The organism is Sphingobium sp., from assembly GCF_048594625.1.
Lineage (GTDB): Bacteria > Pseudomonadota > Alphaproteobacteria > Sphingomonadales > Sphingomonadaceae > Sphingobium.
The window spans coordinates 28,519-54,436 of record NZ_JBMDWL010000059.1 but is presented as its reverse complement, the minus strand read 5'-3'; the positions used below and the strand labels follow the sequence as shown (position 1 = coordinate 54,436).

General features: G+C 64.1%; 19 protein-coding genes. 9 read left to right on the top strand and 10 right to left on the bottom strand.

Annotation, left to right across the window (positions count from 1 at the left end; genetic code table 11):
* Positions 1-106 precede the first annotated feature (106 nt).
* The 4 genes from ACOJSJ_RS07470 (at position 107) to ACOJSJ_RS07455 (ending at position 5,134) form a co-directional block, all read left to right on the top strand.
* Positions 107-979 (top strand): LysR family transcriptional regulator, encoded by an 873-nt coding sequence (locus ACOJSJ_RS07470; RefSeq protein ID WP_420144356.1) that lies wholly within the window; start codon positions 107-109, stop codon positions 977-979.
* A gap of 423 nt (positions 980-1,402) precedes the next feature.
* Complete coding sequence (gene cysD / locus ACOJSJ_RS07465; protein WP_420144355.1) at positions 1,403-2,350, top strand: sulfate adenylyltransferase subunit CysD; 948 nt, start codon at positions 1,403-1,405, stop codon at positions 2,348-2,350.
* 127 nt (positions 2,351-2,477) lie between these two features.
* Complete coding sequence (gene cysN / locus ACOJSJ_RS07460; protein WP_420144354.1) at positions 2,478-4,391, top strand: sulfate adenylyltransferase subunit CysN; 1,914 nt, start codon at positions 2,478-2,480, stop codon at positions 4,389-4,391.
* Complete coding sequence (locus ACOJSJ_RS07455; protein WP_420144353.1) at positions 4,388-5,134, top strand: 3'(2'),5'-bisphosphate nucleotidase CysQ; 747 nt, start codon at positions 4,388-4,390, stop codon at positions 5,132-5,134. The genes cysN and ACOJSJ_RS07455 overlap by 4 nt, the downstream gene beginning before the upstream one ends.
* Before the next feature lie 4 nt (positions 5,135-5,138).
* Here the strand turns inward: ACOJSJ_RS07455 and ACOJSJ_RS07450 are convergent, their stop codons facing one another.
* Complete coding sequence (locus ACOJSJ_RS07450) at positions 5,139-6,023, bottom strand: LysR family transcriptional regulator (protein WP_420144352.1); 885 nt, start codon at positions 6,021-6,023, stop codon at positions 5,139-5,141.
* 98 nt (positions 6,024-6,121) lie between these two features.
* On the opposite strand from ACOJSJ_RS07450, the gene ACOJSJ_RS07445 reads away from it, so the two are divergent.
* Together ACOJSJ_RS07445 and ACOJSJ_RS07440 are read left to right on the top strand one after the other, a co-directional pair.
* Positions 6,122-7,621 carry a CoA-acylating methylmalonate-semialdehyde dehydrogenase gene (locus ACOJSJ_RS07445; protein ID WP_420144351.1) on the top strand — a complete coding sequence of 500 codons (1,500 nt, stop codon included), beginning with the start codon at positions 6,122-6,124 and terminating at the stop codon, positions 7,619-7,621.
* A 94-nt stretch (positions 7,622-7,715) separates the two neighbouring features.
* Positions 7,716-9,368, top strand: a complete 1,653-nt coding sequence (locus tag ACOJSJ_RS07440) for a M28 family metallopeptidase (protein ID WP_420144350.1) — start codon at positions 7,716-7,718, stop codon at positions 9,366-9,368.
* Positions 9,369-9,718: 350 nt separating this feature from the next.
* Here the strand turns inward: ACOJSJ_RS07440 and ACOJSJ_RS07435 are convergent, their stop codons facing one another.
* The 6 genes from ACOJSJ_RS07435 to ACOJSJ_RS07410 all read right to left on the bottom strand — a co-directional run bounded on the left by ACOJSJ_RS07435 (position 9,719) and on the right by ACOJSJ_RS07410 (position 18,568).
* A complete protein-coding gene (locus tag ACOJSJ_RS07435; RefSeq protein ID WP_420144349.1) occupies positions 9,719-10,870 on the bottom strand; it encodes a hybrid sensor histidine kinase/response regulator in 1,152 nt (383 codons plus the stop codon).
* The gene (locus tag ACOJSJ_RS07430; protein WP_420144348.1) at positions 10,867-11,472 is read right to left on the bottom strand and encodes a chemotaxis protein CheB; all 606 of its coding nucleotides are present in this window, start codon (positions 11,470-11,472) and stop codon (positions 10,867-10,869) included. Before ACOJSJ_RS07430 ends, ACOJSJ_RS07435 begins: the two co-directional genes overlap by 4 nt.
* The gene (locus ACOJSJ_RS07425) at positions 11,469-12,323 is read right to left on the bottom strand and encodes a CheR family methyltransferase (RefSeq protein WP_420144347.1); all 855 of its coding nucleotides are present in this window, start codon (positions 12,321-12,323) and stop codon (positions 11,469-11,471) included. Before ACOJSJ_RS07425 ends, ACOJSJ_RS07430 begins: the two co-directional genes overlap by 4 nt.
* On the bottom strand, positions 12,308-15,751 hold the full coding sequence (locus ACOJSJ_RS07420; protein WP_420144346.1) for a response regulator: 3,444 nt from the start codon (positions 15,749-15,751) through the stop codon (positions 12,308-12,310). The genes ACOJSJ_RS07425 and ACOJSJ_RS07420 overlap by 16 nt, the downstream gene beginning before the upstream one ends.
* A 128-nt stretch (positions 15,752-15,879) precedes the next feature.
* Positions 15,880-17,616, bottom strand: coding sequence for an acyl-CoA dehydrogenase (locus ACOJSJ_RS07415; RefSeq protein WP_420144345.1), 1,737 nt, complete (start codon positions 17,614-17,616; stop codon positions 15,880-15,882).
* A gap of 70 nt (positions 17,617-17,686) precedes the next feature.
* Complete coding sequence (locus ACOJSJ_RS07410) at positions 17,687-18,568, bottom strand: LysR family transcriptional regulator (protein ID WP_420144373.1); 882 nt, start codon at positions 18,566-18,568, stop codon at positions 17,687-17,689.
* 216 nt (positions 18,569-18,784) lie between these two features.
* Between ACOJSJ_RS07410 and ACOJSJ_RS07405 the strand changes: the two genes are divergently transcribed.
* From ACOJSJ_RS07405 to mmsB, 3 genes are all read left to right on the top strand, one after another.
* Positions 18,785-19,927, top strand: a complete 1,143-nt coding sequence (locus ACOJSJ_RS07405) for an acyl-CoA dehydrogenase family protein (protein ID WP_420144344.1) — start codon at positions 18,785-18,787, stop codon at positions 19,925-19,927.
* 131 nt (positions 19,928-20,058) lie between these two features.
* Positions 20,059-21,147: an enoyl-CoA hydratase/isomerase family protein gene (locus tag ACOJSJ_RS07400; protein WP_420144343.1), complete on the top strand. Its 1,089-nt coding sequence runs from the start codon at positions 20,059-20,061 to the stop codon at positions 21,145-21,147.
* Positions 21,148-21,321: 174 nt separating this feature from the next.
* On the top strand, positions 21,322-22,206 hold the full coding sequence (gene mmsB, locus ACOJSJ_RS07395) for a 3-hydroxyisobutyrate dehydrogenase (RefSeq protein ID WP_420144342.1): 885 nt from the start codon (positions 21,322-21,324) through the stop codon (positions 22,204-22,206).
* Between the two features lie 11 nt (positions 22,207-22,217).
* On the opposite strand, the gene ACOJSJ_RS07390 is transcribed toward mmsB, so the two are convergent.
* Genes ACOJSJ_RS07390 through ACOJSJ_RS07380 form a run of 3 tightly spaced genes read right to left on the bottom strand, consistent with a single transcriptional unit; the run spans position 22,218 to position 25,894 of the window.
* Entirely contained in the window at positions 22,218-22,796 is a 579-nt protein-coding gene (locus tag ACOJSJ_RS07390; protein ID WP_420144341.1) for a TetR/AcrR family transcriptional regulator, read from the bottom strand.
* Positions 22,786-23,439 carry a maleylacetoacetate isomerase gene (maiA, locus tag ACOJSJ_RS07385; RefSeq protein ID WP_420144340.1) on the bottom strand — a complete coding sequence of 218 codons (654 nt, stop codon included), beginning with the start codon at positions 23,437-23,439 and terminating at the stop codon, positions 22,786-22,788. The genes ACOJSJ_RS07390 and maiA overlap by 11 nt, the downstream gene beginning before the upstream one ends.
* A 55-nt stretch (positions 23,440-23,494) precedes the next feature.
* The gene (locus ACOJSJ_RS07380) at positions 23,495-25,894 is read right to left on the bottom strand and encodes a glycoside hydrolase family 2 TIM barrel-domain containing protein (RefSeq protein ID WP_420144339.1); all 2,400 of its coding nucleotides are present in this window, start codon (positions 25,892-25,894) and stop codon (positions 23,495-23,497) included.
* Between the last annotated feature and the right edge of the window lie 24 nt (positions 25,895-25,918).

Here is a 25,918-nt window from a genome sequence, read left to right as displayed (position 1 = left end):
GCTTCTTCTAACCCAGCGGCCTGCCGCCGGAAAATTGAAGTTTCGCTAAAGACAGTATAGATGACATCTATGTTCCGGTGGGCGGAGCGAGTGGAGCGACGGAACGATGCTGGACCGCTATCTGCTGCGCTATTTTCTGGCGGTAGTGGATCAGGGCAATTTTTCGCGCGCGGCGGCGCATTGCAACGTGTCGCAACCCACTTTGTCGGTCGGCGTCGCGAAACTGGAACGCACGATCGGCAGCCCGCTGTTCGTGCGCTCCAGCCAGAGGGTGGAACTGACCGACGCGGGCGCGCGCTTTCTGGTCCATGCCCGGCGGATCGAGCGGGAATTCAACAACGCCCTGCAATCCATGGTGGGCGGGCATGGCGACCAGCCCAATCTGCGCCTGGGCGTGTTGTCCAGCATTCCGGCCGCCATCATCGCCGACTGCATCGCCCGGACCCGGCCGACCCGCGATTGCCGGTTCGAACTGCTGTTCGGCAGCGAACGGGAACTGACCAGCCATCTGGCCAAAGGACGCATCGACATCGCCCTGACGCTGGTCGGTCGCGGGGCGGATCGTTTCATGGAACGGCCGGTGATGACCGAAGGCTATGGGCTGGCCCTGTCGGCGGCGCACCCTCTGGCGGGCGAAAGCGCCATCGCACCGGAACGGCTGGCGCAGGATGTGATGATCGTGCGCCGCCATTGCGAAGCGCTGTCGGAAACCAGCCGCTTCTTCACCGAACGCGGCGTGCGGCCGCATTTCGCGCTGCGCTCCACCAATGACGAACGGGTCATGGCCATGGTGGGCGCGGGCCTTGGCCTGACGGTCATGCCCTTATGCTATGATGCGCCCGGCGTCGTGCGGCCGCTCTTGTCGGGCTTCACGATCGAACGGACGATCGGCTGGGCCGCGACCGTGGATGGCGAACATCTGCTGGGCGACATGCCCCCGCTGCTGACCGAGATAGAGCGCTGCCTGTCCGACTGCTAGCCGATCCCCCGCACCCCATCCCGACGGCCTCTTTCGGCGCGCAAATCTTCTATCTCTGGGGGTAGAAGTTCTTCGTCCAGCCATGACCGCGGCCATCCATGTCCGGCGCGATCCGGCTACCCCTCATGTCGCTGAACCTTGTCAGAGGCGACCTCGGCAGAGGCGAGCACACTCAAAACCATATGATTGTTATTAAACAATTATATCGGAAAATATCATATCCGACGGGACGATGATCGCCTATCCTATCGCGGGCGACGGGCCGATGAAATGCCCCGCCACCCCATCCGCAGCCGTCCCGCAAAACCATGGCCGGACGACCATCGACACCGCCCGCCGGGCGAACCTGCCAGCGGCGGCGGGCGCAGTCGCATTGCGATCCCCAACATGCTCTCATATGGGATGCTCCGTGACCGGCCGGATATGCCATCGTCACTGACGCGAAGTTTACGAGGTTTGAAGGTGGACGCAAAAACCCTGACCCATCTGGAACGGCTGGAGGCCGAAAGCATCCACATCCTGCGCGAAGTGGTGGCCGAAGCGGAAAAGCCGGTCATGCTCTATTCCGTCGGCAAGGACAGCGCCGTGATGCTGCATCTGGCGCGCAAGGCTTTCTACCCCTCGCCCCCGCCCTTCCCGCTGCTGCATGTCGACACGACCTGGAAATTCCAGGAAATGTATAAGCTGCGCGATCGCATGGCGCGCGAAAGCGGCATGGAATTGCTGGTCTATCAGAACCCCGAAGCGGCGGAACGCGGCATCAATCCGTTCGATCATGGCGCGCTGCACACCGACATGTGGAAGACCGAGGGGCTGAAGCAGGCGCTCAATCTCCACGGCTTCGACGCGGCCTTCGGCGGCGCGCGGCGCGACGAGGAAAAGAGCCGGGCGAAGGAACGCATCTTCTCCTTCCGCACCGCATCGCACGGCTGGGATCCCAAGAACCAGCGGCCCGAATTGTGGAACCTCTACAACGCCCGCAAGAATAAGGGGGAGAGCATCCGCGTCTTCCCGATCAGCAACTGGACCGAACTCGACATCTGGCAATATATCCATCTGAACGATGTGCCGATCGTGCCGCTCTATTTCGCGGCGGAACGGCCGACGGTGGAGCGCGACGGCATGTTGCTGATGGTCGATGACGATCGTTTCCCGCTGCAACCGGGCGAAGAACCGGTGATGCGGTCGATCCGTTTCCGCACATTGGGCTGCTATCCACTGACCGGCGCCGTCGAAAGCACGGCAAAGACATTGCCCGAAGTCATTCAGGAAACGCTGCTGACCACCACATCCGAACGGCAGGGCCGCGCCATCGACAAGGATGCCGGCGGCGCGGGCATGGAGAAGAAGAAGCAGGAAGGTTATTTCTGACGCGCCACGGAATGCGAAGCGTTCCGAAGCGTCAGCCCCGGTGCAGGTCGGGGCCTTGTGCCATCCGGCACGCCTTCCCCCAGAATCAAAGCGATCCCAGCCTACGCTGGGATGACGGGATTAAGACATGACCGACATCATCGCCGAACCGATTTACAAGACCGACGCCCTGATCGCGCAGGACATCGACCAGTATCTCAAAGTGCATGAGCATAAGACGATGCTGCGCTTCATCACCTGCGGGTCGGTGGATGACGGCAAGTCGACGCTGATCGGGCGGCTGCTCTATGACAGCAAGATGATCTTCGAGGATCAGCTGGCCGCGCTGGAGGCGGACAGCAAGAAGGTCGGCACGCAGGGTCAGGACATCGACTTCGCCCTGCTGGTCGATGGCCTTGCCGCCGAGCGCGAACAGGGCATCACCATCGACGTCGCCTATCGCTTCTTCAACACCGAAAAGCGCAAGTTCATCGTTGCCGACACCCCCGGTCACGAACAATATACCCGCAACATGGTGACGGGCGCGTCTACCGCCGACCTCGCCGTCATCCTGATCGACGCGCGCAAGGGTATATTGACCCAGACGCGGCGTCACAGCTACCTCGCCCACCTGATCGGCATCCGCAACATCGTGCTGGCCGTGAACAAGATGGATCTGGTCGGCTATGATGAGGCGGTATTCGACAAGATCGTCGCCGATTATACGGTATTCGCCCGGTCGATCGGCATCGAACATTTCGTCGCCATGCCGATTTCGGGTTTCAAGGGCGACAATATCACTGGTCCGTCCGAAAATACGCCATGGTATCGCGGCCCGGCACTGATCGAACATCTGGAGACAGTGGAGGTCAATGCGGCCACCGACGCGGACAAACCGTTCCGCATGGCGGTGCAGTGGGTCAATCGCCCCAATCTGGATTTCCGGGGCTTTTCCGGCCAGATCGCGACGGGTAGCGTGAAGCCGGGTGACACCGTGCGCGTGCTGCCTTCGGGCAAGACCAGCACCATCACCCGCATCGTGACTCTGGACGGCGATCTGGATCAGGCCGTCGCCGGCCAGTCGGTCACGCTGTGCTTTGCGGATGAAGTCGACTGTTCGCGCGGCGATGTGATCGCGGCGTCCGACAATCCGCCGCAGGCCGCCGACCAGTTCGAATCCACTCTCGTCTGGATGGCGGATGAGGAGATGCTGCCGGGCCGGTCCTATTGGCTGAAGATCGGCACGCAGATGGTGACCGCCACGATCCAGCAGCCCAAATATCAGGTCAACGTCAACACGATGGAGCATCTGGCGGCGCGCACGCTGGAACTGAACGCCATAGGCGTCGCCAACCTGTCCACCGACAGGCAGATCGTGTTCGAACCCTATGCCGCCAATCGGACGCTCGGCGGGTTCATCCTGATCGACAAGATCACCAATGCCACCGTTGCCGCAGGAATGCTGCATTTCAGCCTGCGCCGCGCGCAGAACGTCCATTGGCAGGCGACCGATGTCGGCCGGGACAGCCATGCCGCGCTCAAGAACCAGAAGCCCGCCGTGCTGTGGTTCACCGGGCTGTCGGGCGCGGGCAAATCGACCATCGCCAATCTGGTGGAAAAGAAGCTGGCGCGCATGAACCGCCACACTTTCCTGCTGGACGGGGACAATGTGCGCCACGGCCTGAACAAGGATCTGGGCTTCACCGACGCCGACCGGGTGGAAAATATCCGCCGCGTCGGCGAAGTGGCGAAGCTGATGACCGACGCGGGGCTGATCGTCATCACCGCCTTCATATCGCCCTTCCGCGCCGAGCGCGACATGGTGCGCGCGATGATGCAGCCGGGCGAATTTATCGAAGTGCATATCGACACCTCGCTCGCCGATGCGGAGGCTCGCGACGTCAAAGGCCTCTACAAGAAAGCGCGGTCGGGACAGCTCAAGAACTTCACCGGCATCGACAGCCCCTATGAAGCGCCCGAAGACCCGGAAATCCGTATCGACACGGCGGTCGTGACGGCAGAAGAAGCCGCCGACGCCATCGTCGCCCGACTGATCCCATGACGGGATCTCTGTCCGACGCGACGCTGGCCGCCTATCTTGCGGAAATAGCGGGTCGCCTGCTGCTCGACGTGCGCGCATCCGCCCTGTTTAGTCCCAAGGCGCTGGGCAAGGCGGGGGACCAGACCGCCAACCAGTTCCTGTGCCACGCCCTGCGCGAACAGCGGCCCGACGACGGCCTGTTGTCCGAAGAGGAAAAGGACAATGCGGAACGCCTTTCCAAAAGCCGCGTCTGGATCGTCGATCCGGTCGATGGCACCCGCGAATATGGCGAGGAACGCGCCGACTGGGCGGTACATGTCGGGCTGACGATCAACGGACGCCCGGCGATCGGCGCTGTGGCGCTGCCGGGGCTGAACGGCGGCGTGGTGCTGCGGTCGGACGATCCCCTGCCGCTGCCGCCCGCGCCCGAGCAGCTGCGCATGGTCGTCAGCCGCACCCGCCCGGCCAAGGAAGCCGTGGCGGTGGCTGAAGCGATCGACGCGGAACTGGTGCCGATGGGCTCCGCCGGGGCAAAGGCGATGGCGATCATCCTGGGACAGGCGGACATCTACCTCCATTCGGGCGGGCAATATGAATGGGACAGCATGGCCCCGGTCGCGGTGGCGCTGGCCCATGGCCTGCACTGTTCGCGCATCGACGGGTCGCCGCTGGTCTATAACAGACAAGACGTCTATCTGCCCGACCTGCTGATCTGCCGCCCCGAACATGCGCAGCGCGTGCTGGACATCGTCGCCGGGCTTTGACCCGTCAAAGCTGGTCGCGCAGGCCGCGCATCACATCGTCCAGAAAATCGACGACGGCGCGCACTCTGGGCAAGCCTTCCAAATCGGCGTGCATCACCAGCCAGTAGCTGCGCTGCACCGTCATCGCGTCCGGCAACAGCCGGACCAGCCGATCATCCTGCGCCGCCGCAAAGACATGCAGCATGCCCAGCCCCATGCCCGCCGCGACGGCGACATGCTGGGCCGCGCTGGAACTGGCGCGGAAACAGATGTCGGCACCGGGCAGCAATTCGTCCAGCGCGATCATTTCGGGGAAACCGGCCAGATCCTCGATATAGGAAATATAGCCGTGCCGGGCGAGATCGGCCGCGCGGCGCGGTTCCCCCGCCTGCACCAGATAATCGCGCGCGCCATAGAGGCCGATGCGATAATCGACCAGCCTGCGCGTCACCAGTCGGCCGCGCGGCGGCGGATTGAGCATGATGGCGATGTCCGCTTCCCGGCGGGACAGGCTTGCGGCGCGGCTTTCCGACGCCAGTTCCAGCGTCAGGCCGGGATGACGGGCGCGCAACATCGCAACATGGGGCGCGATCAGATGCGCGGCGCAGGCTTCGGGCGCGGCAAGGCGCACTGTCCCTTCCACCGTGCGATCCCGTCCGGCAACGCTGCTCATCGCCGCCAGCAATTCGCTTTCGATCCGTTCGGCGTAGCCGACCAGCGCATGGGCGGCGGGCGTGGGCGTGACGCCGCGCGGCGACCGGTCAAACAGGCGCGCGCCCAGCGTCCGTTCCATCTGCGTCATGCGCCGCGCGACCGTGCTGTGGTCCACCCCTACCCGCTTTGCCGCCGCCAGCATATTGCCTTCGCGTATCACCGCCAGGAACAGGCGCAGCTCTTCGGAATTCAGCATAGGCGAATTTGCACAACCATTGTGTCGATGCCCCTGTATATCCGCAAAGCCGGACCGCCTACAATGGCGGCATCGCATAGCAGGAGAGGAACCGGATCATGCGTTCGATCAGCCATTTCATCCATGGGAAAAGCGCGTCCTTTGCGGGCGCTCGCTTGGCCGACGTGCTGGACCCGTCCACCGGCACCGTGCAGGCGCGGGTCGATCTGGCGACGCCGACGGACCTTGAAGCCGCCATGGAATCGGCGCGTTCCGCCCAGCCCGAATGGGCCGCGACCAATCCCCAGCGCCGCGCCCGCATCCTGTTTCGTTTCAAGGAACTGATCGAAGCCAATCTGGAGGATATGGCGCGGCTATTGTCATCCGAACATGGCAAGGTGATTGCCGACGCGCGCGGCGACATCCAGCGGGGACTGGAGGTCGTGGAATTCGCCTGCGGCATCCCGCATCTGCTCAAGGGCGATTATACGCAGGGCGCGGGGCCGGGCATCGACGTCTATTCGCTGCGTCAGCCGCTGGGCATCGTCGCGGGCATTACCCCGTTCAACTTCCCCGCGATGATCCCCCTGTGGATGAGCGCGATGGCCATCGCCTGCGGCAACGCCTTCATCCTCAAACCTTCCGAACGCGATCCGTCGGTGCCGGTGCGGCTTGCCGAACTGGCGCTGGAGGCGGGCCTGCCCGAAGGCATATTGAACGTCGTCCATGGCGACAAGGAGATTGTCGACGCGATCCTCGACCATCCGGACATCAAGGCGGTCAGCTTCGTCGGATCGTCCGACATCGCCAACTATGTGTATCAACGCGCCGCCGCCAGCGGAAAGCGCGCCCAGTGCATGGGCGGGGCCAAAAATCATGGCATCATTCTGCCCGACGCCGACATGGATCAGGCGGTCGCCGACATTGTCGGCGCGGCCTATGGCTCTGCGGGCGAACGCTGCATGGCGTTGCCGGTCGTGACGCCAGTCGGCGAAGCCACGGCGGAGGCGTTCCGCGCCAAGCTGATCGCCGCCATCGAAACGCTGCGCCCCGGCATCCCCACCGATCCACAGGCGCAATATGGCCCGCTGGTCACGGGGCAGCACAAGGCGCGGGTGGAAAGCTATATCCAGATGGCCGCTGATGAAGGCGCGGAAATCGTCGTGGACGGGCGCGGGTTCCAGCTTCAGGGCTATGAAGATGGCTTCTACCTCGCCCCTACGCTGATCGACCGGGTGACGCCGACCATGAAAAGCTATCAGGACGAAATTTTCGGCCCGGTGCTTCAGATATTGCGCGCAGAGACGTTCGAGGAGGCCCTGAGCTATCCCAGCAAACATCAATATGGCAACGGCGTGGCCATCTTCACCCGCAATGGCGATTATGCCCGGCGCTTCGCGGCGCAGGTGGAAGTCGGCATGGTCGGCATCAACGTGCCGATCCCGGTGCCGGTCGCCTATCACAGCTTTGGCGGATGGAAGCGGTCGGGCTTTGGCGACCTTGACCAATATGGCGAAGATGGCGTGCGCTTTTACACCCGCACCAAGAAGATCACCCAGCGCTGGCCCAGCGGCGGCGCGGTGGTCGATCAGAGCTTCGTCATCCCGACGATGAAATGATGTAAAGGAAAGGCGGAACGAAAGGATCGACATCAGGCGACCAATCGGCATGATCCCGAATCACCGCAGAGGCCCTGCGGCCAAGGAGTTGATTATGCTGCCGTCTTTATCGTCGTTCCGCCCGTTTCTGATCGCCGGGCTGCTTTCCACATCCGCCATGGCCGTGGCGGCGCCGCCGTCCTTCGACGTGGCGCGCATTGCCCATGACATCAAGACGCTGGCGAGCGACGAATATGAAGGGCGCGGCCCCGCGACCCGCGCCGAAACGAAGACGATCGACTATATTTCGGGGCAGATGAAGGCCGCGGGCCTGAAGCCCGCCGGGCCGAAAGGCAGCTGGTTCCAGGATGTGCCGCTGCGCATGTCGAACATCACCGGCACGCCGACCCTGTCGATGACCATCGGCGGCACTTCGCAGACGCTGGCACAGGGCAATGAAGTCGCGATCCGCGCGGCGGAAACCGGCCAGTCGTCGGTGAAGTTCGCCGATCTGCCGCTGGTCTTCGTGGGCTATGGCGTGAAGGCGCCGGAACGCGGCTGGGACGATTTCAAGGGCGTGGACCTGAAGGGCAAGATCATGGTCGTGCTGGTCAACGACCCCGATTTCGAAGGCGGCGAAGGCGATTTCGGCGGCAAGCTGATGACCTATTATGGTCGCTGGACCTATAAATATGAGGAAGCGGCGCGGCAGGGCGCAGCGGGTGTGCTGGTGGTGCATGAGAGCGAACCGGCATCCTATGGCTGGGCCACGGTCAAGAACAGCAACACCAACACCATGTTCGACATCGTCCGCGCCGATCCCAAGGCCGCGCATACCCAGATGGAAGGATGGGTGCAAAAGGATGTCGCGGCTAGGATGCTGGCGGCGTCCGGTGTCGATTTCGAAGCGGCCAAGGCGGCCGCGCGCAGGAAGGATTTCAAGCCCATTCCGCTGAAAGCCACGATGAGCGCCGATTATGCGGTGAAGTCGGAAATCATCACATCGCACAATGTGGCGGGGATGATCACGGGCAACAAATATCCCGACGAAACGGTGATCTATTCCGCGCATTGGGACCATCTGGGCATCGGCCTGCCCGATGCGAAGGGCGACACCATCTATAATGGCGCAAAGGATAATGCGTCGGGCACCGCCGCTCTGCTGGAACTGGCGCGCGCCTATGCCAAGGGGCCAAAGCCCGAACGCACCGTGCTGTTCCTGGCGGTGACGGCGGAAGAGAAAGGCCTGCTGGGCACCGAATATTATGCCGACAATCCGTTGCGGCCACTGGGCACGACGGCGGGCATGATCAACATGGATGGCCCGTTCGGCATGGAAAAGACCAGCAATTTCAGCATTTCGGGCGCGGCGAAGCTGGACCTGCTGACCGTGCTGACGGAAGAAGCCGGCAAGATGGGCCGCCATTATACGCCGGACGCGCGGCCCGAAGCGGGCAGTTTCTACCGGTCCGATCATTTCCCGATGGCCAAGCGCGGCGTGCCCGCCATCTCTTTCAGCGCAGGGCGCGAACTGGTGAATGGCGGCGCGGAACGGGGCAAGGCATTGCAGGACGCCTATACCCGCGACAAATATCACCAGCCCGCCGACGAATATAGCGACGATTGGGACAAGAGCAGCTGGGTCGGCGACATGACCCTGCTCTACAATAGCGGCCGCCGCATCGCCGACAGCCATGTCTGGCCCAACTGGTCGGCGGACAGCGAATTCCGCGCGGCCCGCGACACGACCGCCGCGCAGCGGAAATAGGCCTTCATGCCGGTCGGTCGGATTGGTCGACCGGCATTTTTCTGCGGGCCTGTCCTCGCTTAACTTCGCACATTTCCCGCTGAATCCGACATTTCATAACAAATGTCGGAAATATGATGTCGCCTGGGCTTTGGGAGGCTTGGCGACTTTTCCAATAGCACCCGCCTTTCTTTGTAGGACAGTGAAGGGCAGCATCCCGGCCCGGATCGCGCCCGGATCACGGATGTCATCGATGCGGGTGCCACGCGCAGGCGAGGCTAATACCGCCGCCCACGACAGGCCGTTGCAACCCTGAAACGCAGGCCGATCGATGCCGTCAGGCGACCGCTTCGGCGGCACGCGCAATCCGATCAGGCCACCATCGCTTCGACCATGGGAAGCCGCACCTGAAAGACGCTGCCTTCGCCCGGCACGCTATGCTTGAGCCGCAACGCCCCGCCATGCAGCGCGACCAGTTGCCGCACCAGCGCCAGCCCGATGCCCAGACCGTCCTGACGATCGCCATTGGCGCCCTTCACCTGCGCGAACAGATCGAAAATACGGGCCTGCATGTCGGGCGCAATGCCGACCCCGGTATCGGCGACATCGATTTCGACCCAGCCGTCCACGACCGTCGTGGTCAGGCGGATTTCGCCGCCAGCGGGCGTATATTTCGCCGCATTGTTGAGCAGATTGCTGACGATCTGCGCCACGCGGGCATAATCGGCGTCGAGCCAGACCGGTTCGGACGTGATGTCGAGCGTCAGCCGGTGCTGTCCCCGCTCGATCGCCACCTGACAGGCGTCCACGGCAAAGGCGAGCACGTCCTGAAGGCTGACCCGGTCCTTCTTCAGCAAAATCTTGCCCTGATCAATGCGCGCGATGTCCAGAATATCCTCCACCAGTCGGGAGAGATGTTGGACATAGCGTTCCATGCCGACGCGAATGTCGCGCGCAGCGTCCGTCCCCTCCCGCCGTTCGAGCAGGTGCAGGCCAGCGCCCAGCGCCGCAATGGGATTGCGCAGTTCATGGCCCAATATCGCCAGAAATTCATTCTTGCGCCGGTCGGCGGTGCGCAGCGCGGCGGCAGCGGCGGCCAGTTCATCCCGCTGCGCCATGATCTGACGCCGCTGATCATACAGGTCGAAGAAGACGGCGGCCTTCGACCGCAATATGTCGGCCTCTATCGGTTTCTGGATGAAGTCGACCGCGCCTGCTTCATAACCGCGAAAGCGCCGCTGCATGTCGGCGCTGCCCGCCGTCACGAAGATGATCGGGATGTGGCGCGCGCGTTCGTTGCCGCGCATGAATTCGGCCAGTTCGAAACCGTCCATGCCCGGCATCTGCACGTCGAGCAGCGCCAGTGCGACATCATGCACCAGCAACAGCTCCAGCGCTTCTTCACCCGACCGGGCTTTCAGACATTGCAGGCCGTCGCGGCGCAGCAAGGCTTCAAGCGCGAGCAGATTTTCCTCCAGGTCGTCAACCAGCAGGCAGGTGATGGGGGGCGTTTCGCTTGTCATTTTGCCGCCAGTGTAAGGAGATAAGGGATGATGTCGTCAAGCGTCATTATGATCGCGGAGGGACAGGCGGCCAGCGCCGCTTCCGGCATGGTCGGCACCTGCGCGCCCGCAGGATCCTGCACCACGGCGATGCCGCCCGCCCGCGCCACGGCGGCCAGGCCCGCCGCGCCATCCTGATTGGCGCCGGTCAGCATGATCGCGGCCAGCGCCGGGCCATAGGCATCGGCGGCGCTTTCCAGCAGCACGTCGATCGCCGGGCGGCTGTGATGGACCGGCTCGTCGGATGACAGGGACAGGCTATGGTCGCCCTCCACCAACAGATGATAGTCGGACGGCGCGAAATAGATGGTGCCCGCCGCAATCGCTTCCTTGTCCTCCGCTTCCTTGACCGGCAGCGCGCAGCGGGACTGGAACAGCGCCACCAGCGCATTGTCGCGATCGGGCGGCACATGCACGACGATCAGCAGCGGCAGCGGAAAATCGCCGGGCAAAGCGGGCAACAGGCGCAGAAGCACCTGCACCGCCCCTGCCGACGCGCCGATGGCGATGGCCCGAACGGCAGGCCCGTGAAGAGTGGAATCCTGCATGGCGGGATCGCTCATGCGTCCTGCCTCTGATAGATTTTTTCTTCCCGCACGAAATCGGCGAAGGCGGGCGCCTGACTGGAAAAGCGCAGGCTTTCCTTCGACCCAAGGCCAAGGAAGCCCTTGCGCGCCAGAGAGTCGCGAAACAGACCGAGCGCGCGATCCTGAAGGTCGCGGTCGAAATAGATGAGCACGTTGCGGCAGGAAATGAGGTGCATTTCCGCAAAGACCGCATCGGTCACCAGACTATGATCGGAAAAGACCACTTGCGACCGCAATGTCTTGTCGAACACCGCGCGGCCATAATCGGCGCGATAATAGTCGGACAGCGATGATCGCGCGCCTGATTTCTGGTGATTTTCGGTGAATTTGCGGATCTGGTCGAGCGGATAGACGCCGCTTTCCGCCGCGCGCAGCGCATCGGGGTTGATGTCCGTCGCATAGAAGAGCGTGCGCTGGTCCAGCCCTTCCTCCCGGAACAGGATAGACAGGGAATAAAGTTCCTCACCATGGCTGCACCCGGCCACCCACACCTTGAGCGAGGGATAGGTGCGCAGGTGCGGGATCACCTTTTCCCGCAGGGCGCGGTAATAGGATGGATCGCGAAACATCTCGCTGACCTGCACGGTCAGGTAATTGAGCAGGCGCGGCAGGGTCGCGGGATCGTGCAGCAACCGGTCCTGCATCGCGGAAAAGCTGGCAAAGCCCAGCTGGCTGCGCGCCTGTACCAGCCGCCGCTTGATCGACGCGCGGGCATAATGGCGGAAATCATAATGATAACGCTGATACAGCGCCTCCAGCAGCAGCTGGATTTCGATGTCCTCCACCCTGTCCTGCGCTGGCCCGTCCTGCACTATCGCGGCATCCATACCCGCACCAGCGACAGCAATTTGTCGACGTCGATCGGCTTGGCCATATAATCATTCGCCCCCGCTTCCAGACAGCGTTGCTGGTCGTCCGGCATAGCCTTTGCCGTCAGCATGAGCACCGGCAACGCAGACCAGCGCGGATCGTTCCGGATCGCGCGCGTGGCGGTCAGGCCGTCCATCACCGGCATCATCACGTCCATCAGGATCAGGTCGATCGCCTTTGCCGGATCGTCCGCCGATGCCGCAAGCGCGTCCAGCGCCTCCTGCCCGTTGCGGGCGATCTGGACCGCGGCGCCGCGCGGTTCCAGCACGCTGGTCAGCGAATAGACGTTGCGGACGTCATCTTCGACGATCAGGATCCGGCGCCCCTCCAGCGCGGCGTCGCGGTTTCGCGCCTTCTGGATCATCCGGCGCTGTTCGGGCGGCAGTTCGGACACGATCTGGTGCAGGAACAGCGACACTTCGTCGAGCAGCCGTTCGGGCGACTTCGCGCCCTTGATGATGATCGAACTGGAATAGCGGCGCAGGCGCTGTTCATCGTCGGGCGACAGGTCGTGGCCGGTATAGACGATGACCGGCGGGAAACCATGGTCGCCCTCCTCGCTCAACGTTTCCAGCAGTTTGAACCCCGATGTGTCGGGCAGCGTCAGGTCCAGCACCATGCAGTCGAACGTCTGCTGGCGCAGCTGTTCCAGACATTCCGCCGCCGTGCCGACGCCCACCGTTTCGACATCGTCGGTGAGCAGCAGCTTGCCCACCGCGTCGCGCTGCACCGGGTCGTCCTCCACGATCAGCACGCGGCGCACGCGGGTGGCGAGCTTGTCCTGAAGGCTCTTGAGCACTTGCGCCAGCTGTTCGCGCTTCACCGGCTTCACCAGATAGCCGACCGCGCCCAGCGACAGCGCCGCCTGACTATGGTCGGACGCGGACACGACATGGATCGGGATGTGCCGGGTCGCATCGTCATGCTTCAGGCGGTCGAGCACGGTCAGGCCCGACTGGTCGGGCAGGCCAAGGTCGAGCACGACGGCGCTGGGCATATATTCGCGGGCCAGGCGCACCGCTTCCTCCGCCGTGCCCGCAATGATGCACTGGAACCCCATGTCGCGCGACAGGTCGCGAACGATGGAGGCGAATACCTCGTCATCCTCGATCACCAGCAGCAGGCGGCGGCCTTCGGTCAGGGTGGCGCGGTCGTCCTCCGTGATCCATTCGGGCGCGGCGGTGCTGCGCGCGGGGACCGGGGCGGGTGCGATCGACGCGGGCATGACCGACGCAGGCGCGGCGGGCGCGGCTTCGGCGGGCAGAATGGTCGCCGCGTCATAGACGATCGGCACGGTCAAAGTGAAGATGCTGCCCTTGCCCGGCTCGCTTTCCAGCGCGATGCCGCCGCCCAGCAGGCGGGCCAGCTGGCGCGAGATGGAAAGGCCAAGGCCGGTGCCGCCGTAACGGCGGCTGATCGTGCCGTCGGCCTGATGGAAGGCCTCGAAAATACGGGCCTGCTGTTCGGCCGACATGCCGATGCCGGTGTCCCGCACGGCCAGCGCAATGCGATCGTCGCCGACCCGCGACAGGGCAAGCGTCACGCCGCCCTCTTCCGTGAACTTGAACGCGTTGGACAGCAGGTTCTTGATGATCTGTTCGATCCGCATGCGGTCCGTTTCGACCGCGCGGGGGCAATCGGCCGCCACCGTCACGTCGAAATCCAGCCCGCGCGTTTGCGCGACCGGCTGGAACAGCTGGCGCAGGTCGCCGACCAGACGCTGGACCGGAACGGTTTCGGGCTGGATCTGGATATGCCCGGCCTCGATCTTCGACAGGTCGAGAATGTCGTTGATCAGCGTCAGCAGATCATTGCCCGACGATTCGATGGTCCGCGCGAACTTCACCTGATCGGGCGTCAGATTGCCCTCGCCATTGTCCCCCAGCAGTTTCGACAGGATCAGCAGCGAATTGAGCGGGGTGCGCAGTTCGTGCGACATATTGGCCAGGAAATCGGATTTATACTGGCTGGCCTGTTCCAGTTCGCGCGCCTTGACCACCAGATTGGCGGCGCTGCGTTCCAGTGCGTCGCGCTGGTTTTCCAGCGTCTGGGCCTGTTCCTCCAACTGGCTGTTGGTCTGTTCCAGTTCGACCTGCTGCTGTTCCAGACGGACCTGCGATTCCTTCAGCGCCCGGCCCTGTTCCTCCAGTTCCTCGTTGGATACGCGCAGTTCCTCGCTCTGCGCCTGCAACTCGCCCGCCTGACGCTGGGTTTCCTCCAGCGCGTCCTGAAGCCGGGCGCGGAAGCGGGCGGACCGCAGCGCGACGCCGATCGCGGGCGCGGCCTGTTCCAGCAATTCCAGCGTCGTCGCATCGACCGGCTGGAAGAAGCCCAGTTCGATGACGGCATTGACCACCTCGTCCGCCTTGGCGGGGATGATCAACAGATGGCGGGGCCGGTCCCGGCCCAGCGCCGACCCGATGGTCAGATAGCTGTCGGGCACATCGCTGAGCAGCAGCGCCTCCCCCTGCGCCGCGACCTGCCCCAGCAACCCGTCCTTGATCAGAAAGCCGGATGGAAGTTCCGCGTCGGCGGGCACACCCAGCGTTGCTGCGCGCTGGAACCGGCCGCCTTCACCCTTGAACAGCGCGCCCCCCTGAAACCCGACATAGCCAGACAGGAAGAAGAGGATGGATTCACCCAGTTCCTCGACCGATTTTTCACCCCGCATGGCGCCGGACAGGCCGATCAGCCCGGATTGCAGCCATTGCTGGCGCGCCCGCGCCCGCGCCGTCATACGCATCAGCAGGAACACCGCGATGGTCAGCGCCGCGCCGATCAGGCCGGACACGATGCTGCTGGTGATGGCGGTGCGCGACGCGGCCGCCATATCGTCCAGGCGGATCGCGCGCAGGCGCAATTCTTCCTGCGCCATGCCGTTCAGCTGCGCGCGGATAGCGTCCATTTCCAGCTTGCCGCGATCGCTCGTCACCATCGCCATCGCGGCGGCCAGCCCCTGCGTCCGGCGCAGATCCACCGTTTCGCGCAGTTCGGCCAGCTTCGCATCGACATGACGTTTCAAGGTGATGAGGTTCGCCTGCTGCGCCGGATTGTCGCGTGTCAGTGTGTTAACGGTGCGCATCCGTTCATTCAGGGCGTTCACCGCTTCGTTATAGGGTTCCAGATAGGCGCGGCTGCCGGTCAGCAGGAAACCGCGCTGCCCGGTTTCGGCATCCTGCGTCGCCGACAACAGGTTATCCAGCGCGATCAAGACATTATGCGTATGCCGCACCGCTTCGTCGCTGTCGCGCAGGCTCTGGATATTGCTGTAGGAAATCGCGCCGCTGATCAGGAAGAACAGCAGGCCGAGCGCCAGCCCCAGGATCGATCCAGAGGACGTGCGCGTGAAGAAGGACGATGCCGAAGTGGTTTTGCCGATTGCCATATGCACCGCCTAAAGCGCCGACGGCCATCCGCCTAGCAATTGTTACATATGAAAAGCAAGATTGTTTCCAATGACGGCACGATCCTGATCTGCATCAACGATCATGCCGTTCAAAGGTAAGAAGATGGTCAGAAATCGTCGGCCGGCAGGGCCATGATGCTGTCCGGCCCGGACGCGATGCTGGCGGCCAGCCCCTTTGCCTGCGGCAATATCCGCGCGGCGAAGAAATCGGCCACTGCCCGCTTGGACAGATGCGGCACCGTGTCGCCCGACGCGGCGGTCGCCATGCGCGCCCACATCCAGCCCATCGACACCAGCGCGAACAGGCGCAGATAATCGACCGCCGCCGCCCCGGCCGCATCGATGTCCGCGCCTTTCAGCGCCGCCGTGGTATCGCGCAACAGGGCCAGCGCGTCGCGGGTGGCCGCGACGATGGCGTGGCCGGACGATTGCGCCGCATCCAGATCCGCCGCGATCAGGGCAAAATAATCCTCCACCACGGCGCCGCCGCCCAGCGGCAGCTTGCGCCCGACAAGGTCCATCGCCTGCACGCCATTGGTGCCTTCGTATATCTGGGCGATGCGGGCGTCGCGGACATATTGGTCCATGCCCCATTCGCGAATATAGCCATGGCCGCCGAACACCTGCTGCGCCTGCACCGCGCCTTCGAACCCCATGTCGGTATAGGCCGCCTTGATCACCGGGGTCAGCAACGCGACGAAGGCGTCGGCCTTCGCCCGTTCCGCCGCGTCTTCATGCCTGCGCGAGCGTTCGAACTGAAGCGCGGTCCAGCCGGCCAGCGCGCGCCCCGATTCCACGAAGGCGCGTATGCCAAGCAGCATGCGGCGGACATCGGCATGTTCGATGATCGACACGGGGCCGCGCGCGCCGTCGGCGCTGCGCCCCTGCAACCGGTCGCGGGCATAGACGGCGGCCTGCTGATAGGCGGCGCCCGCAATGCCCAGCCCCTGCATGCCCACCATCAGCCGTTCGGCGTTCATCATCGTGAACATGGCAGCCAGGCCGCGATGCGGCTGCCCCACCAGCCACCCGGTCGCCCCGTCATAATTCATGACGCAGGTCGGCTGGGCATGAATGCCCATCTTCTTTTCCAGCGCGCCCACCGACATGGCATTGCGCACGGTAAAGCCCCCTGCATCGTCGGGCAGATATTTGGGCACCAGAAACAGGCTGATCCCCTTCACCCCCGGCGGCGCATCGGGCAGGCGGGCAAGGACGAGGTGGACGATATTGCCGCCAAAATCATGGTCGCCCGACGAAATGAAAATCTTGGTCCCGGTGATGGCGTACCCACCATCCTGCGGGACGGCCTTGGTCTTGAGCAGGGCAAGGTCGGTGCCCGCGCCGCTTTCGGTCAGCGCCATCGCGCCGGTCCATTCGCCGCTGACCATGGGCGGCAGCCAGATCGATTTCAGCGCATCGTCGGCATGGGCGGCGATCGCTTCACATGCGCCGCGCGTCAGGCCGGGGAACAGGCCGAAGGACAGGTTCGCCGCCGCCATCATTTCATCGAACCACAATTGCAGGATGAAGGGCAGACCCTGCCCGCCATGCGCAGGATCGGCCGACAGCGATGCCCAGCCCGCTTCGGCAAAGTCGCGCCATGCCTGGGCAAAGCCGTCGGGCGTCTTTACCGCGCCGTCGATCAGGCGGCTGCCCTGTTCGTCGCCTTCGCGGTTGATGGGGTGCAGCCGATCCGCGCATAGCCGCCCCGCTTCCTCCAGCACCGTGGCGGCCAGGTCGGCGTCAACCGCCTGCCCCAGTTCGGCCATGGCGGCATCGAACCCCAGAACATCGTTCAGCAGGAAACGATAATCGTCGATCGGGGGGCTGTAGGCTTGCATCGGTCCGCTCCTGAAATGTCGTTGCCGGATTCATATACCAAACATCTGTTACAGTCAAAATCTGCTGTCTTCATGCCGCGCGCAATAGGGCGACCCGATCCTGAAGCCAGGCCGCCACCGCCTCGATCCGTGCCAGCCGCCGCATATCGTCATGCATGACCAGCCAGAGGCTGCGGATGATTTCCACGTCATGCGCCATCAGCGGGATCAGGCCGGGGTCGTGCCGCGCGATGAAGTCGGGCAGCACGCCTATTCCCGCCCCATCGGCGATCATCCGATGTTGCAGGATGATGCTGGTCGATCGCAGGTTCGCGGCCAGCCCGGCCTCCACCTCGTCCAGATAATCCAGTTCGGGGGTGAAGATGAATTCAGGCACATAACCCACCAGCGTGCAGTCGCGCAGGTCCGCCGTCGTTTCCGGACAACCGACCCGGTCCAGATAGGCTGGCGACGCATAGAGGCGAAGCCGGTAATCGCCCAGCCGCCGCACCGCCAGCCGCCCGCGTTGCGGCCGGGTCAGCATCACCGCCATATCCGCTTCCCGCTTGGACGGGTTGAGGAAGCCCGATGCGGTGATCAGGTCCAGCCGGATGTCGGGATGCTGCCGGTTGAAATCGCCCATGCCCGGCGCCAGCACCCATGTCCCGAACCCTTCGGCCACCGACAGCCGTACATGTCCCGCGCGCTTCTGTTCCATGCCGCCGACCCGTTCGACGGCGGACAGGGCGGCGCTTTCGACCGCCTCCGCATGCTGGAGCAGGTCCAGCCCGCGCGCCGTCAATATCCGGTCCCCCGCGCCGATTTCGAACAGCTCGGCGCCCAGCGCCTTTTCCAGCCGGGCAAGGCGGCGCACGATGGTGGTGGCGTCGACGCCCAGCATGCGGGCGGCCGGTGCGATCTTGCGCCCGCGCGCCACCGCCAAGAATATTCTAAGGTCGTCCCAATCGAACATCCGCACCCCGACCGACTGCAATTTTGCAGTCCAATGATGCAGCAATCATATATTGCCTGCAATAACGCTGATCGCTTACCATCGTTGGCCAATATGGAGAGGATAGAGGATGCGCGCGTTTCCAACGGTAAACGCCCCCAGCTGGCACCTTCATGCGCCATGGCGTAGAGCCATGACGCATGAAGGTGCCGCCCGCGCATCACAGGGATATAGAGCATGACCCAGTTCGATCTGACCGACGATCAGCGCGCCATTCAAGATATGGCCCGCCGCTTTACGGCCGACGCCATTACCCCCCATGCGGCGGAATGGGATGAACGGCATATCTTCCCGCGCGACGCGATCCGCGCGGCGGCGGCACTGGGCTTTGGCGGCATTTACGTGTCGGAGGAATCGGGCGGCATCGGCCTTGGCCGGCTGGAAGCCGCGTTGATCATGGAGGCCATGGCCCATGGCTGCCCATCGACCAGCGCCTTCATATCGATCCACAATATGGGCGCATGGATGATCGACCGCTTCGGCAGTCAGGCGGTGAAAGACAAATATCTGTCCGATCTGGTCCCCATGACACGCATGGCCAGTTACTGCCTGACCGAAACCGGCGCAGGATCGGATGCCGCCGCGCTCAGGACGAAAGCGGTCCGCGATGGCGATCATTATGTCGTAACCGGCGCGAAACAGTTCATATCGGGCGGCGGAGAGAATGACGTCTACGTCGTCATGGTCCGCACCGGGGAGGACGGACCAAAGGGCATCAGCTGCCTCGTCATCGAAAAGGACATGCCCGGCGTCAGCTTCGGCGCGCAGGAACGTAAGCTCGGCTGGCACAGCCAGCCCACCGCGCAGGTCAATTTCGACGCCGTGCGCGTACCGGCCGAAAATCTGGTGGGGCAGGAAGGCGAAGGGTTCCGCATCGCGATGATGGGGCTGGACGGCGGGCGCCTCAACATCGGCGCCTGCTCGCTGGGCGGGGCGCAGCGCTGCATCGATGAAAGCATCGCCTACACGAAGGATCGCAGGCAATTCGGCGCAGCCATCGCGGATTTCCAGAATACGCAGTTCATGCTGGCCGACATGGTCACCGAACTGGAGGCCGCCCGCACCCTGCTCTACGCCGCCGCTGTCAAGGTGACGGACAATGCGCCGGACAAGACGCGCTTTGCCGCCATGGCGAAACGGCTGGCCACCGACACCGGATCGTCCGTGGCCGACCGCGCGTTGCAGTTGCATGGCGGCTATGGCTATCTGATGGACTATCCGATCGAACGGTTCTGGCGCGACCTGCGCGTCCATTCGATATTGGAGGGCACCAATCAGGTGATGCGCATGATCGTCGCCCGCGACATGTTGCGGGATTAAAGCATTTTTCGAAGCAGATGGCATCATCTGCTGCCTCGAAAAATGCGGAAACAAAAGGAAGATGGGGCGTGATCCGATCCGGTATGGACGGAGCATGCTGTCAAGCACCGCGCCGACAATATGGGATCATGATGACCAATCAGCTTTTGACCTTCATCGAAAATGGCGTCGGCCGCATCCGGCTCAACCGGCCGCGCGCGATCCATGCGCTGACGATGGACATGTGTCAGGCGATCAGCACGGCGCTGCTCGACTGGGCGCAGGACGACGGCGTGCTGGCGGTGATGATCGACCATCTGCCCGCGCCCGATGGCGACCCCAAATTGTCGCGCGGCTTTTGCGCGGGGGGCGACATCGCCATGATCGCCAACAGCGCAAAGGCCGACCATAGCGACGCCGAAAATTTCTTTCGCATCGAATATCGGATGAACCATCTGCTGTTCGTCTATCCCAAGCCCATCGTCGCCTTCATCGACGGCATCGTCATGGGCGGGGGCGTCGGCCTGTCGCTGCCCGCCGCTTTTCGCGTCGCCACCGAGCGCACGGTCTTTGCCATGCCCGAAACCGGTATAGGCTTGTTCCCCGATGTGGGCGGGGGGTGGTTTTTGCCCCGCCTGCCCGGACGGGTCGGCGCCTGGCTGGCCGCAACGGGAACGCGGATCGACGGGGCGGATTGCATGGCCGTCGGCATCGCCACCCATTATATGCCGTCCGACCGGCTGGATGCGGTGAAGGCGCGGATCATGGCCGACCCGCTGGGGCTGGGCGAAATCCTCCATGAAAATGGCGAAGCCCCGCCAACGTCCGCGCTGGAGGCTGCGCGCGCCGACATCGACCGCCTGTTCGCATCGGACCGGGCGGAAGACATCGTCGCCGCGCTCCGCGCCGATGGCGGCGCATGGGCGGAACGGCAGCTGGCGACGCTGGCCACCAAATCGCCCCAGACGATCAAGGTCGCCCTGCGCCAGTTGCGGGAAGGCGCGGCCCAGCCCGATTTCGCCGCCAATATGGCGATGGAATATGGCCTGGCCTGCGCCATCATCCGCCGTCCCGATTTCGTGGAGGGGGTGCGCGCCGTCATCGTCGACAAGGATCACGCGCCGCGCTGGACCCCCGCCACGCTGGAGGAAGTCAGCGATGCGACCATCGACGCCATTTTCACCCCGCTGCCGCCCGACCGGGCATGGACGCCCCTGCCCCAGCTGGCGGGCGTGGGCTGATCCTGTCCTACAGCGGCGCGGGCCATTAACCTCGTGCCATCAGTCTGGCGCCACCCCGGCGCTCACGACTTTTCGATAGGATCGCAGCACGACAACATAATGTCAGAATAAGCGGGAAATATGCGAAGTTAAGCCACCCGCGAGCAAGAGAGCCAGAAAAGAGAGGATGCCCCGATGACGCAGACGATCGCCTTTATCGGCCTTGGCAATATGGGTGGCGGCATGGCTGCCAACCTGTTGAAGAACGGCCATGCCGTGCACGCTTTCGACCTGTCGGACGATGCCCTGGCACGGGCGCAGGCGCATGGCGCGATCCCCGCCGACAGCGCCGCGCAGGCAGTCGCCGGGGCCGACGCCATCGTCACCATGCTGCCCGCGGGCAAGCATGTGGAGGGCGTCTATGGCGGCGATGTGTTCGGCGCGGCAAAGCCCGGCGCGCTCTTCCTCGACTGTTCCACCATCGACGTCGGCACCGCCCGCCGGGTGATCGACGCCGCGACGGCCAGGGGGTTCGACATGGTCGATGCGCCCGTGTCCGGCGGCATCGCGGCGGCCAATGGCGGGACGCTGACCTTCATGGTGGGCGGCACCGATGCGGCCTTCGACCGGGCGAAACCGATCCTGTCCGCCATGGGAAAAGCGGTGATCCATGCCGGTGGACCGGGCAATGGGCAGGCGGCCAAGATCTGCAACAACATGCTGCTGGGCGCGACCATGGTCGCCACCTGCGAAGCCTTCGCCATGGCGAAGAAACTGGGCCTCGATCCCCAGACCTTCTATGATATTTCCAGCGTGTCGTCGGGTCAGAGCTGGTCGATGACCAGCTATTGCCCCGTCCCCGGCGTCGGTCCCCAATCGCCGTCGGACAATGGCTATCAGGGCGGCTTTGCCGTCGGGCTGATGCTGAAGGATCTGAAACTCGCCACCGAAGCCGCCGCCGCCGTCAACGCCGCCGTGCCGATGGGGAATGCGGCAGCGGCGCTCTATCAGCTGCTCGTCAATCAGGGTGAAGCCGCGCGCGACTTTTCCCTGATGATCGAAATGCTGGAGGGGAAATAATATCCCGTCGGTTATGAATGGCGAAAGATCATGACGATCTGACGCGCGATGTCGCCCGGCGTCATGCGGCCGGGCCGATACCAGTCCGCCGCGCTGTTCAGTTGCGACAGCAACAGGTTGCGATAGATGGACCGGTCGATTTCGGCGGGCAGCGGCAGGGCGGCGACCAGATCGCGGAACAGCGTTTCGAACCGGTCGCGCCGTTCGATCAGTTTCCGGCGTACCGGGTCGGGCACCTCGCGAAAATCGTTCATCATCGGCAGCGTCAGCGACCGGGGATCGAGCTGGATGTCGAGCAGCGTCTCGCACGCGCTTTCCAGCCGCGCCCAGGGTTCGGCCTGCGCCGCGACGGCATCGGCGATGCGCCGTTCCGCCGCGTCGAGCGCCGCATCATGCAGCTCGACGAACAGCGCGTCCTTCGATCGGATATGGTGATAGAGCGAACCGCCCAGCACGCCCGCCTCTTCGCCAATATCGCGCATCGACGTGCCGCGATAGCCCTTGCGCGCGAACAGGTGCGCAGCGATTTCCAATATCTCGCGGCGGCGGTCGCGCTGCGGCATGACGGGCTGCACCGGTTCAGTCGGCATCGGGCTGGCGATCCGGATGGGCGGCGGCGACGGCGGGTTCCTGCCGCACGCGCAGCACCGTTTCGCAAAGCCGTGGATAGGGCGACAGGTCGACCGCGAACCGTTCCGCCGCATAATATTGCGGCACGATGTGACAATCCGCCACGGTCAGCCTGTCGCCGAAACAATATCGGCCGCCATGCCGGGCGATCATCGTTTCCAGCGTTGCGAACCCTTCGCCGATCCAGTGCGCGATCCAGCCTTTGACGACATCCTTCGTCGCGTTCAGATCATCGCGCAGGCGATCCAGCACGCGCAGATTGTTGATCGGGTGAATATCGCACGCCACCACCATCGCCATGGCACGCACGGTCGCACGATCGATCATGCCCTGCGGCAGCAATGGCGGATCGGGATAGCGTTCGTCCAGCCATTCGATGATCGCGCCGGACTGGGTCAGGACATGGCCGTCCACCTCCAGCGCGGGGACCAGCCCCTGCGGATTGATCGCCCGATAATCGGCCCCGCGCTGCTGCCCGATGCGCAGGTCATGGCCGACCTGCCGATACGCCACCCCCTTGGCATTGAGGGCAATGCGCGTGCGAAAGCTGGTGCCCGATCGCCAATAGCCGTGCAGGATCAGGGCATGGTCATCTATATCCATGGCGCGACGATAGCCCCGCCATGGCAAAGCGCCAAGGCCCAGCGCCAGGACTTGTTCAGTCGGTCGCCTTCAGCCGGACGGAACCGGGCTTCAGACCATCGGCGGTGGCGGTGACGGTCAGGCCGCCCTGCCCCGCCCCCCGCACCAGCGCCACGGCATAACCGCTCAGCGCATCGCGATCCGGCGAGGGGAAAGGCATGTGATCGACCGACGATCCATTGTCGGTGGCGATCAGGACGCCCGTTCCCGACACCGCGAAATGCAGCCGGTTGGTGGCGGACGGCACCGTCACCCCCTTGGCATCCACCACGCGGGCGCGGATATAGGTGGCGGCATCGAAATCGGACCCGACCGACGGCTGGTCCGCCTGCAACAGGATGCGGGTCGGGGCGCCCGCCGTGCGTAGCGTGTCGGACACGGCGGCGGTGCCCGCATCGCGGCAGGCCGCCCGCACCTCCCCCGGCGCATAGCGAACCGCCCAGCGCCGGGGCGAAGCATCCGCGTTGATCGGCAATATGCCCAGCGACCGGCCGTTCAGAAACGCCTCGACCCGCTGGCAATTGCTGTAAACCTCTATCGTTTCGTCATGCGGCCCCTGATCCTGCGGCGTCCAGTCGTCGAACAGGGCGACCTTGGGCTTGGGCGTGGCGACCGCGATCATGGTGGGCAACACCGGCTGATTGGGACCGCCCGCGCCATCGGTCGACGGTCCCGCCGCCGAAGGATCGGCATTGCGCACGACATGGACGACCGGCCGGTCCGACCACCAGCTTTCGCGTTCCATGCCCGCAATCTTCTGCCGCCCGGTCCGGTCCAGCAGCCCGGCCGGGTTCTGGATATTGGGCCAGCCCGACCGGTTCGCTTCGCCCAGATAATCGATACCGGTCCACAGGAACATGCCGGAAAATGGCGCATAGTCGCGCACCGGCACCCAGTTGGTGCGGTTATGCGCATTTTCCGTGCCGACAATGCTGCGTCTGGGATTTTGCCTGCTGGCCGCGATCAGTTCATTTTCGCGATAATTCTGGCCGACCACGTCCAGCATGTCGGCCAGTCCATTGTCATAATCCTTGGTCACATTGGGACGGAACAGCGCCATCGTCACCGGGCGGGACGGATCGGCGGCATGGACGATGTCCAGGATGCTGCGCAGCGCCGCCTTCGCCTGCACCGGATAGGCGGTGTCGTGGATTTCATTGCCCGCGCTCCACAGGACGATGCTGGGATGGTTGCGGTCGCGCCGCACCATGTCCAGCGCGTCGCGCTTGTGCCAGTCGCCAAAGAAGAGGTGATAATCCTCCGGCGTCTTGGCGACGTTCCACTGGTCGAACAGCTCGTCCATGACGATCAGGCCCAGTTCGTCCGCCAGATCCAGAAATTCCGGGCTGGGCACGTTATGCGCGGTGCGGATGGCGTTGACACCCTGCGCCTTCAGCGTGGTCAGTCGCTGGCGCCACACCGCCAGCGGCACCGCCGCGCCCACCGCCCCGCCATCATGATGCAGCGCCACGCCCTTCAGCTTGAAATTGCGCCCGTTGAGCCAGAAGCCGGTCGCGGGATCGAACCGCGCGTCGCGCACGCCAAAGGGCACATCCTGATTGTCGAGCGTGCTGCCATCGGCCGCCAGCACGCGAATGGTGGCGCGGTACAGCGCCGGATCGATGATGTCCCAGCGGCGCGCCCTGTCGATCGCCAGTTCGGCCGGGACGATGACCGTGCGACCGGCCGCAACCTGCACGACCGGCGTCGTGAAGCGCGCGACTGCGCTTCCATCGGGACCGGTCACGACCGTTTCGACCCTCACATCGGCTGACATGGCGGACATATTATGCACATCGGTGGCGACGGCGATGGTCGCGTGGTCCCCCTCCAGCTTCGCGACACGCACATAGGCACCGCCCTGCGGGATATGGACGTCGCCGGTTTCGATCAGGCGGACATGGCGATATATGCCCGATCCGGTATACCAGCGCGACGATGGCGCAGCCGACGTATCCGCCCGCACCGCGATGACGTTGCGGCCATCGGCATTCAGATGCGGCGTGATGTCGTACCGCAACCCGACATAGCCCATCGGGCGATAGCCGACATGGTGGCCGTTCACCCACACGCCGCTGCGTTCCATGATGCCGTCAAATTCGAGGAAATAGCGCCGCCCCGGTTGCGGCCTGACGTTCAGCGCGCGGCGATACCAGCCCACGCCGCTGGGCAGGAAAGCATTTTCCCCCGCTCCCTTCGCATTTGGATCGAACGGCCCGGCAATCGCCCAGTCATGGGGCACCGACACGCTTTTCCAGCCGCTATCGTCCAGTCCGGCGGTTTCCGCGCCTTCCGGATCACCCTGAAAGAAGCGCCAGCCGTCCGGCAGCTGCGTCGTCTCGCGTGGTGCCGACTGAACAACGCCGCCCGACATCATGCAGGCGAGAGCCACAGCCCCCAGAAACGCGCGACGCATAGATCCTCCCCATCAATGGCTCAT

Bases quoted from the DNA above. Each gene is read 5' to 3' on its own strand.
- ACOJSJ_RS07470 (WP_420144356.1), top strand. From the start codon at position 107: ATGCTGGACCGCTATCTGCTGCGCTATTTTCTGGCGGTAGTGGATCAG.
- cysD (WP_420144355.1), top strand. From the start codon at position 1,403: ATGCCATCGTCACTGACGCGAAGTTTACGAGGTTTGAAGGTGGACGCA.
- cysN (WP_420144354.1), top strand. From the start codon at position 2,478: ATGACCGACATCATCGCCGAACCGATTTACAAGACCGACGCCCTGATC.
- ACOJSJ_RS07455 (WP_420144353.1), top strand. From the start codon at position 4,388: ATGACGGGATCTCTGTCCGACGCGACGCTGGCCGCCTATCTTGCGGAA.
- ACOJSJ_RS07450 (WP_420144352.1), bottom strand. From the start codon at position 6,023: ATGCTGAATTCCGAAGAGCTGCGCCTGTTCCTGGCGGTGATACGCGAA.
- ACOJSJ_RS07445 (WP_420144351.1), top strand. From the start codon at position 6,122: ATGCGTTCGATCAGCCATTTCATCCATGGGAAAAGCGCGTCCTTTGCG.
- ACOJSJ_RS07440 (WP_420144350.1), top strand. From the start codon at position 7,716: ATGCTGCCGTCTTTATCGTCGTTCCGCCCGTTTCTGATCGCCGGGCTG.
- ACOJSJ_RS07435 (WP_420144349.1), bottom strand. From the start codon at position 10,870: ATGACAAGCGAAACGCCCCCCATCACCTGCCTGCTGGTTGACGACCTG.
- ACOJSJ_RS07430 (WP_420144348.1), bottom strand. From the start codon at position 11,472: ATGAGCGATCCCGCCATGCAGGATTCCACTCTTCACGGGCCTGCCGTT.
- ACOJSJ_RS07425 (WP_420144347.1), bottom strand. From the start codon at position 12,323: ATGGATGCCGCGATAGTGCAGGACGGGCCAGCGCAGGACAGGGTGGAG.
- ACOJSJ_RS07420 (WP_420144346.1), bottom strand. From the start codon at position 15,751: ATGGCAATCGGCAAAACCACTTCGGCATCGTCCTTCTTCACGCGCACG.
- ACOJSJ_RS07415 (WP_420144345.1), bottom strand. From the start codon at position 17,616: ATGCAAGCCTACAGCCCCCCGATCGACGATTATCGTTTCCTGCTGAAC.
- ACOJSJ_RS07410 (WP_420144373.1), bottom strand. From the start codon at position 18,568: ATGTTCGATTGGGACGACCTTAGAATATTCTTGGCGGTGGCGCGCGGG.
- ACOJSJ_RS07405 (WP_420144344.1), top strand. From the start codon at position 18,785: ATGACCCAGTTCGATCTGACCGACGATCAGCGCGCCATTCAAGATATG.
- ACOJSJ_RS07400 (WP_420144343.1), top strand. From the start codon at position 20,059: ATGACCAATCAGCTTTTGACCTTCATCGAAAATGGCGTCGGCCGCATC.
- mmsB (WP_420144342.1), top strand. From the start codon at position 21,322: ATGACGCAGACGATCGCCTTTATCGGCCTTGGCAATATGGGTGGCGGC.
- ACOJSJ_RS07390 (WP_420144341.1), bottom strand. From the start codon at position 22,796: ATGCCGACTGAACCGGTGCAGCCCGTCATGCCGCAGCGCGACCGCCGC.
- maiA (WP_420144340.1), bottom strand. From the start codon at position 23,439: ATGGATATAGATGACCATGCCCTGATCCTGCACGGCTATTGGCGATCG.
- ACOJSJ_RS07380 (WP_420144339.1), bottom strand. From the start codon at position 25,894: ATGCGTCGCGCGTTTCTGGGGGCTGTGGCTCTCGCCTGCATGATGTCG.